This is a genomic window from uncultured Lactobacillus sp., from assembly GCF_944327175.1.
In the GTDB taxonomy this organism is placed as follows: Bacteria; Bacillota; Bacilli; order Lactobacillales; family Lactobacillaceae; genus Lactobacillus.
Genome location: NZ_CALVGT010000009.1, coordinates 1 through 7,032, shown reverse-complemented (window position 1 = coordinate 7,032; position 7,032 = coordinate 1). Strand labels below are relative to the sequence as shown.

General features: G+C 50.3%; 5 protein-coding genes and 1 pseudogene. 5 read left to right on the top strand and 1 reads right to left on the bottom strand.

Features of this window, described 5'->3' with window-relative positions; translation table 11 throughout:
• Positions 1 to 204, bottom strand: a pseudogene (locus tag Q0J41_RS01335) (RNA-guided endonuclease TnpB family protein); the annotation flags it as partial.
• Positions 205 to 656: 452 nt separating this feature from the next.
• Here Q0J41_RS01335 and Q0J41_RS01330 point away from each other — a divergent pair.
• From Q0J41_RS01330 to Q0J41_RS01310, 5 genes are all read left to right on the top strand, one after another.
• Entirely contained in the window at positions 657 to 1,754 is a 1,098-nt protein-coding gene (locus Q0J41_RS01330) for a BMP family ABC transporter substrate-binding protein (protein WP_296225186.1), read from the top strand.
• 287 nt (positions 1,755 to 2,041) lie between these two features.
• On the top strand, positions 2,042 to 3,127 hold the full coding sequence (locus tag Q0J41_RS01325) for a BMP family protein (RefSeq protein ID WP_296225184.1): 1,086 nt from the start codon (positions 2,042 to 2,044) through the stop codon (positions 3,125 to 3,127).
• Positions 3,128 to 3,210: 83 nt separating this feature from the next.
• Positions 3,211 to 4,755 carry an ABC transporter ATP-binding protein gene (locus tag Q0J41_RS01320; protein ID WP_296225183.1) on the top strand — a complete coding sequence of 515 codons (1,545 nt, stop codon included), beginning with the start codon at positions 3,211 to 3,213 and terminating at the stop codon, positions 4,753 to 4,755.
• A complete protein-coding gene (locus Q0J41_RS01315) occupies positions 4,748 to 5,887 on the top strand; it encodes an ABC transporter permease (RefSeq protein ID WP_296225181.1) in 1,140 nt (379 codons plus the stop codon). Before Q0J41_RS01320 ends, Q0J41_RS01315 begins: the two co-directional genes overlap by 8 nt.
• Positions 5,887 to 6,843 carry an ABC transporter permease gene (locus Q0J41_RS01310; RefSeq protein WP_296225179.1) on the top strand — a complete coding sequence of 319 codons (957 nt, stop codon included), beginning with the start codon at positions 5,887 to 5,889 and terminating at the stop codon, positions 6,841 to 6,843. The genes Q0J41_RS01315 and Q0J41_RS01310 overlap by 1 nt, the downstream gene beginning before the upstream one ends.
• The last annotated feature ends 189 nt before the right edge of the window (positions 6,844 to 7,032 follow it).

The window sequence follows — 7,032 nt, the reverse complement described above, 5'->3', positions numbered from 1 at the left end:
GCCCTCATAATAAATAGATCCTTTTCTCTTGAAAAGGGCTTGTCTGAGCTGATACAAAGCGGCGTTATAAATCTTATGAGCAATTTCTGCCGCACGGTCAAGCTCTGGAGTAGCCTTGATGTAATACTCACTGGCCAATTGGTCAATGAGTTCACTATTTCTCGGAATTGTCTTTTGTTTTTTCTTTCTTTTCGCTTGGACCATTTTCGTTTTACCTCCTTTCCTAATAATTCATCCACTGGTCTTAGTGTTACTTGTTCGAAAGGTAATATAGATCACTGACTGTCTTTGGATTAGTTCTATGATTTTAAGTTCTTCTACATTCTCGTACCTCTGAGAATTATTATATCGCGCCTCACCGAACTGGATACGAACAAAAGGTAAAGAATTGATTTATTCTGTTAAAAGCAACAGTATGGACTAATTTGACTCAAAATTCTCTAACAATACGGTTAAATTCAAGCTCAAATAAACCGCGAAAGCGAAGCCTGCGAGAGCCAGGTTTCGCTTTTTTTGTTAACCGCTATCAAAAAACAGTTCGGAATTTCGTTTATATTGTTGCTTTTTTCTGTTTTTACACTATAATAAACTAAGATAAAAGTAAACATCTTTCTAGATTGTCACACAAACATTCGTGTTGTAACGGAGGAAATCACGTGTCTGTTTCTAAATTTAAAAAGTTAGCTACCATCGCTACTGCTGCTGTTTCAGTTTCAGTTCTGCTGACTGCCTGCCAAGGCAAGAAGTCATCATCTTCAACTGGTACTAAGACCACCAAGCACAGCATCGCGCTTATCACTGACAACAACGCCATTGACGACCACTCCTTCAACGAAGCTGCCTGGAATGGTTTCAAGGCCTTCGGTAAGAAGCACGGTCTGAAGCAAGGCAAGGGTGGCTACCAATACTTTGAATCTTCATCAGCCGCCGACTTTACTCCTAACGCCAATGAAGCTGCCAGCTCCGGCTTTGAAACTATCTTCGGTGTCGGCTACCAACTGACTAGCGCCATCAAGTCCGCTGCCAAGAAGAACCCTAAGAAGAACTTCGTGATCATCGACGACGTGATCAGCGGCCAAAAGAACGTTGCTTCAGTTACCTTCGAAAGCAACCAGGCATCATACCTGGCAGGTGTTGCTGCTGCTTACACTACCAAGACCAACCATGTTGGCTACATCGGTGGTGCCAAGTCAGCTACCCTGGAACTTTTTGAAGCCGGCTTTAAGCAAGGTGTTGAAGCAGGTGCCAAGGCTTTGGGCAAGAAGATCAAGATTGACGACCAATACATCGGTAACTTCACTTCAACTGACAAGGCTAAGTCAATCGCTCAATCAATGTACGCCAGCGGCGCGGACATCATCTACCACGCAGCCGGCAACGCTGGTAACGGGGTCTTCACTGAAGCCAAGGACATCAACAAGAACCGCAAGGCTTCCAAGAAGGTTTGGGTCATCGGTGTTGACGTTGACCAGTCAGACCTGGGTAGCTACACTTCCAAGGACGGCAAGAAGAGCAACTTCGTTCTGACTTCAGTTCTGAAGGGTCTGGACGTTGCTGTTGAACGTCTTGCTGAAAAGGCATACCAAGGCAAGTTCCCAGGCGGCAAGCACTTTGTCTACACTCTTGAAGGCAACGGTGTATCTGTAACCAAGGGAAACATCGACTCCAAGACTTGGAGCAAGGTTCAAGCAGCCCGCAAGCAAATCTTGAACGGCAAGGTTAAGGTTGCTGAAAGCGTAAGCGACTTGAAGTAATCTCAAACAACAGATTTTTTAAAGGTACTCATCATTCGATGGGTGCCTTTTTCTTCGCCCTTGGGTTATAACTAAAACTTCCCGGTACGGGAACCGGTCTATACAAAGCCACCGCTTTGTTCGTGAATCAACCGTTTTCTTAGCCGCTGAAAAACTTTTTCTCAAAATTTGCCCAAAAAAGCGAATATTCGCCTATCTATCCTCTTGCTTTTTCCCAAACTAAATGCTATCTTTAATACATAATCGTTCGTCTATAAAAAGAAGAAAAAGAAAGAAGTAATTTCGTTATGCGCTTTAATTACAAGAAATTGGTTGCCGCTGGGGCAGCCACCCTGTCAATCGCTGCTGTATTGACTGCCTGCTCTGGCAAGAAGTCCAACAGCTCCGTCAACAAGGACACCAAGCACGGTATCGCCTTGATCACTGACGGTAACGGTGTTGACGACCACTCCTTCAACCAAGCCGCCTGGTCTGGTTTCAAGGACTACGGCAAGGAACATGGCCTCAAGCAAGGCAAGGGCGGTTACCAGTACTTTGAATCATCATCTGCTGCTGACTTCACCCCTAACCTGACTCAAGCTGCCCAAGCCGGCTACCAAACCATCTACGGTGTCGGCTACATGCTGACTGACTCAGTTAAAGCCGCATCCAAGAAGTACCCTAAGAAGAACTTCGTTATCATCGACTCTGTCGTAGCTGGCCGTAAGAACGTTGCCTCAGTTACCTTCAAGAGCAACGAAGCTTCCTACCTTGGCGGTCTGGCTGCTGCCTACACCACCAAGACTAACAAGGTCGGCTTCATCGGCGGGGCTAAGTCCAGCGTTCTGGAACTTTTCGAAGCCGGCTTCAAGCAAGGTGTCAAGGATGGTGCCAAGGCCTTAGGCAAGAAGATCACCGTTTACGACCAATACATCGGCAACTTCACCTCAACCGACAAGGCCAAGTCAATCGCCCAGTCAATGTACACTGACGGCGCTGACATCATCTACCAAGCTGCCGGCAACGCCGGTAACGGTGTCTTCACCGAAGCTAAGACCCGCAACAAGGCAACCACGGCTGCCAAGAAGGTCTGGGTTGTTGGTGTCGATGTTGACCAGGCAAACCTGGGTAACTACACTTCAAAAGACGGTAAGAAGGCCAACTTCACGCTGACCTCTGTTCTTAAGGGTCTGCGTTTCGCATGCAAGGACATCGCTGACAAGGCCTACAAGGGCAAATTCCCTGGCGGTAAGGTAATTTCCTACGGCTTAGCTCACGATGGCGTCTCTATCACTAAGGGTAACCTTAATGCCAAGACTTGGAAGGCAGTGCAAGCTGCCCGCAAGCAAATCCTGGCTGGTAAAATTAAAGTTGCAACTGCTCCAAGTAAGTAGCACAATATATAGTAGTCAATCTGAAACACTCCGCAATATTACGGGGTGTTTTTTGTAAAAGTAATAACAGAAAGTTTTGTCATATGGAAAAAGAGATCAAAAACATCATTGAGATGCGCCATATCGTGAAAGACTTTAACGGTTTTAAAGCCAACAACGATATCAACCTCACGCTCCGCAAGGGCGAAATCCTGGCGCTTCTTGGCGAAAACGGTGCTGGTAAGTCTACTTTAATGAGTATTCTTTCCGGCCTGCTCGAACCAACCTCTGGCGAAATCTACGTGCGGGGCGAGAAAGTCAACATCTCCGGCCCAAACGTTGCTACCAGCCTGGGGATCGGGATGGTGCACCAGCACTTTATGCTGGCCCAGGCCTTTACTGTCCTGGAAAACATCATCTTAGGCCACGAAACCACCAAGGGCCTGGCCCTGGACTTCAAAACCGCCAGAGAAAAGATCCTGGCCCTGTCCAAGCAATACGGCCTGGCCATCGATCCTGACGCTAAGATTTCTGACATCACCGTTGCTCAGCAGCAAAGAGTTGAAATCCTGAAGGTTCTTTACCGCGGGGCCGACATCCTGATCTTCGACGAACCAACTGCCGTTTTGACGCCGCAGGAAATCACTGAATTCATCAAGATCATGAAGAACCTGGCCAAGGAAGGCAAGTCCATCATCTTGATCACCCACAAGCTGAAGGAAATCAAGGAAGGTGCCGACCGGGTCACTGTCATTCGGGCTGGTAAGTCCATCCAAACCGTCAACGTCGCTGATGCAGATGACGAACAATTGGCCGAAATGATGGTTGGCCACCATGTTAACTTTAAGCTGGACAAGGCTCCCCTTAATCTGGGCAAAAATATCCTGGAAGTCAAGGACCTGCACGTCAACGAAGACCGGGGGACCGAAGCAGTCAAGGGTCTCTCCTTCAATATCCGCGGTGGGGAAATCCTTGGTCTGGCCGGGATCGACGGCAACGGCCAGGACGAACTGGTCGAAGCCATCACTGGCCTGCGCCACGTTGAAGGCGGCCAAGTCGTCATCAACGGCCAAGATTTGACCAACAAGCCAGTCCGCCAAATCACGGAAGCCGGCGTCGGCCACATCCCTGCCGACCGGCAAAAGTACGGCTTGATCCTGCAACTGCCTTTGTCTGAAAACATTGCCATCCAGACCTACTACAAGGAGCCTTACTCCAAGCACGGGATCATGAACGAAAAGGCCATCCGGGAACACGCTCGGGAACTGATCAAGAAGTTCGACGTCCGCACGACCAGCGAACAATTGCCGGCCAGCGACCTGTCCGGTGGTAACCAACAAAAGGCCATCATCGCCCGGGAACTCGACCGGGACGCTGATTTGATCATTGCCTTCCAGCCAACCCGGGGCCTGGACGTCGGGGCTATCGAATACATCCACAGCCAGCTGCTGAAGCAAAGAGACGCCGGCAAGGCCGTGCTCCTTGTTTCCTACGAACTTGACGAAATCCTGCAGCTGTCTGACCGGATCGTCGTCCTGCACGACGGGGCCGAATCAGGTGAAGTCAAGCCTGACCAGACTAGTGAAACTGAACTCGGTTTGCTTATGACCGGGAAGAATATCAAGAAGGAGGCTGCCGCTAATGATTAAGGTGAGCCCTAAAGCCAAGCGGCTTTTAGTGCCGATCGTTTCTGTTATTGCCGGCTTTTTAGTCGGGGCCATCATCATGCTGGCCTGGAGCTATGACCCATTCCAGGCCTACAGCTCAATGTTTGAAAGTGCCCTGGGCTCAGCCAACGGGATCGGGGAAACCATCCGTAACGCCACCCCGTTGATCTTTATCGCCATCGGCTTCCAGATCTCTTCAGCCGCTGGCTTCTTCAACATCGGTCTGCCGGGCCAGGCGCAAGCTGGCTGGCTGACCGCCATCTGGATCGGCCTGGCCTTCAAAGGCCTGCCGGGCTACATCCTCTTGCCATTTGAAATCATCGCCGGCATCCTGGCCGGTGCCTTGGTTGCCGGTATTGCCGGCTGGCTGCGGGCCTACTTCGGAACCAATGAAGTTATCTCAACCATCATGCTTAACTACACCGTCCTCTACCTCTGCCAATACCTGCACCAGGACGTCATGAGCAAGAGCCTCCGCGTTGACACCGACACTACCAAGACCATCGGGGCTAGCGGCAGCCTGCGGATTCCGTGGCTGAGCGAAATGTTCGGCGACTCCCGGATCAGCGGCGGTATCTTCCTGGCCATCATTGCCCTGGTCATCTTCTGGTTCTTGATGAAGAAGACCACGGTCGGCTTTGAAATCAAGGCGGTTGGTTTGAACCCATTTGCCAGCCGTTACGCCGGCATGAGCGACAAGAAGAACATCATCATCTCTATGCTCCTGTCAGGTGCCTTCTGTGGCCTGGGCGGGGTTGTACAAGGTCTGGGGACTTACCAAAACTACTTCACCCAAACGACTACCCTGGACATCGGCTGGGACGGTATGTCCGTTGCACTTTTGGGCGGCATGAGCGCTATCGGCATCCTGCTGGCTTCCCTGCTCTTCTCCATCTTGAAGATCGGTGGCCTGGGGATGCAGACGGCAGCCGGGATTCCATTTGAAATCGTTTCTATCGTCATCGCTGCCATTATCTTCTTCGTAGCCATCAGCTGGGCTGTCGGCCTCCTTTTCAAGGAAAAGAAGTCTGACAAGACCGCGACCTATATTGCCACGGCGGAAACCGCCAGCCGGCAAGCCGCCAATGACCAGCAAAAAGGAGGGGAAGCATAATGAACTTCGTGACTGTATTAGCCTTAATCGTTTCATCAACTTTAGTTTATTCAGCTCCCTTGATTTTCACCGCTTTGGGCGGGACCTTCAGTGAAAACTCAGGGATCGTCAACGTTGGTTTGGAAGGGATCATGACCATGGGGGCCTTCACCTCCATCGTCTTCAACCTGAGCTTCGCCTCGACCTTCGGCACCGCTACTCCATGGCTGGGTGCCCTCTTGGGCGGAATTATCGGGATCATCTTCTCCCTGCTGCACGCCGTTGCCACAGTCAACTGGCGGGCTGACCACGTTATTTCCGGGACGGTCTTGAACTTGATGGCGCCGCCATTGGCCGTCTTCCTGGTCAAGGCCATCTACAACAAGGGGCAGACCGAAAACATTAACCAAAACTTCGGCTACTTCTCCTTCCCTGGCCTGGCCAACATCCCAGTAATTGGGCCGATCTTCTTCAAGAACACTTCAGCTCCAGCCTGGGTAGCCATCGTCTTGTCCATCTTCCTTTACTGGGTATTGTACAAGACCCGCTTTGGCCTGCGCCTGCGGTCCAGCGGTGAAAACCCGCAAGCTGCCGACACTTTGGGGATCAACGTCTACAAGATGCGTTACGCCGGTGTCTTGATCTCCGGTTTCCTTGGCGGGATCGGCGGGGCTGTCTTCGCTGAAGCAATTGCCGGTAACTTCTCAGTTTCCACTATTGCCGGGCAAGGTTTCATGGCCCTGGCTGCCATGATCTTCGGCCGCTACAACCCAATCGGCGCTATGCTGTCCTCCCTCTTCTTTGGCTTCGCGCAAAGCTTGAGTATCATCGGGGACCAGATTCCAGGCATTTCCAGCCTGCCATCCGTTTACCTGCAGATCGCGCCTTACGTCTTAACGATCATCGTTCTGGTGGTCTTCTTCGGCAAGACTGTCGGGCCAGCTGCCGACGGGCAAAACTACATCAAGTCGAAATAAAGAAAACAGGGCTTTGGCCCTGTTTTTTACTGACATTTTTTCTAAAAAAATGCTAGAGTAAATTGAAGTGCCCTACAATTGTTAGACATAGACATCTAACGATTGTGGGGTATTTTTATGACCAAATATTCATCCGAACTAAAAATACAAGTTGCTTCTGATTATCTTAATGGCAGAGGCTCATACAAT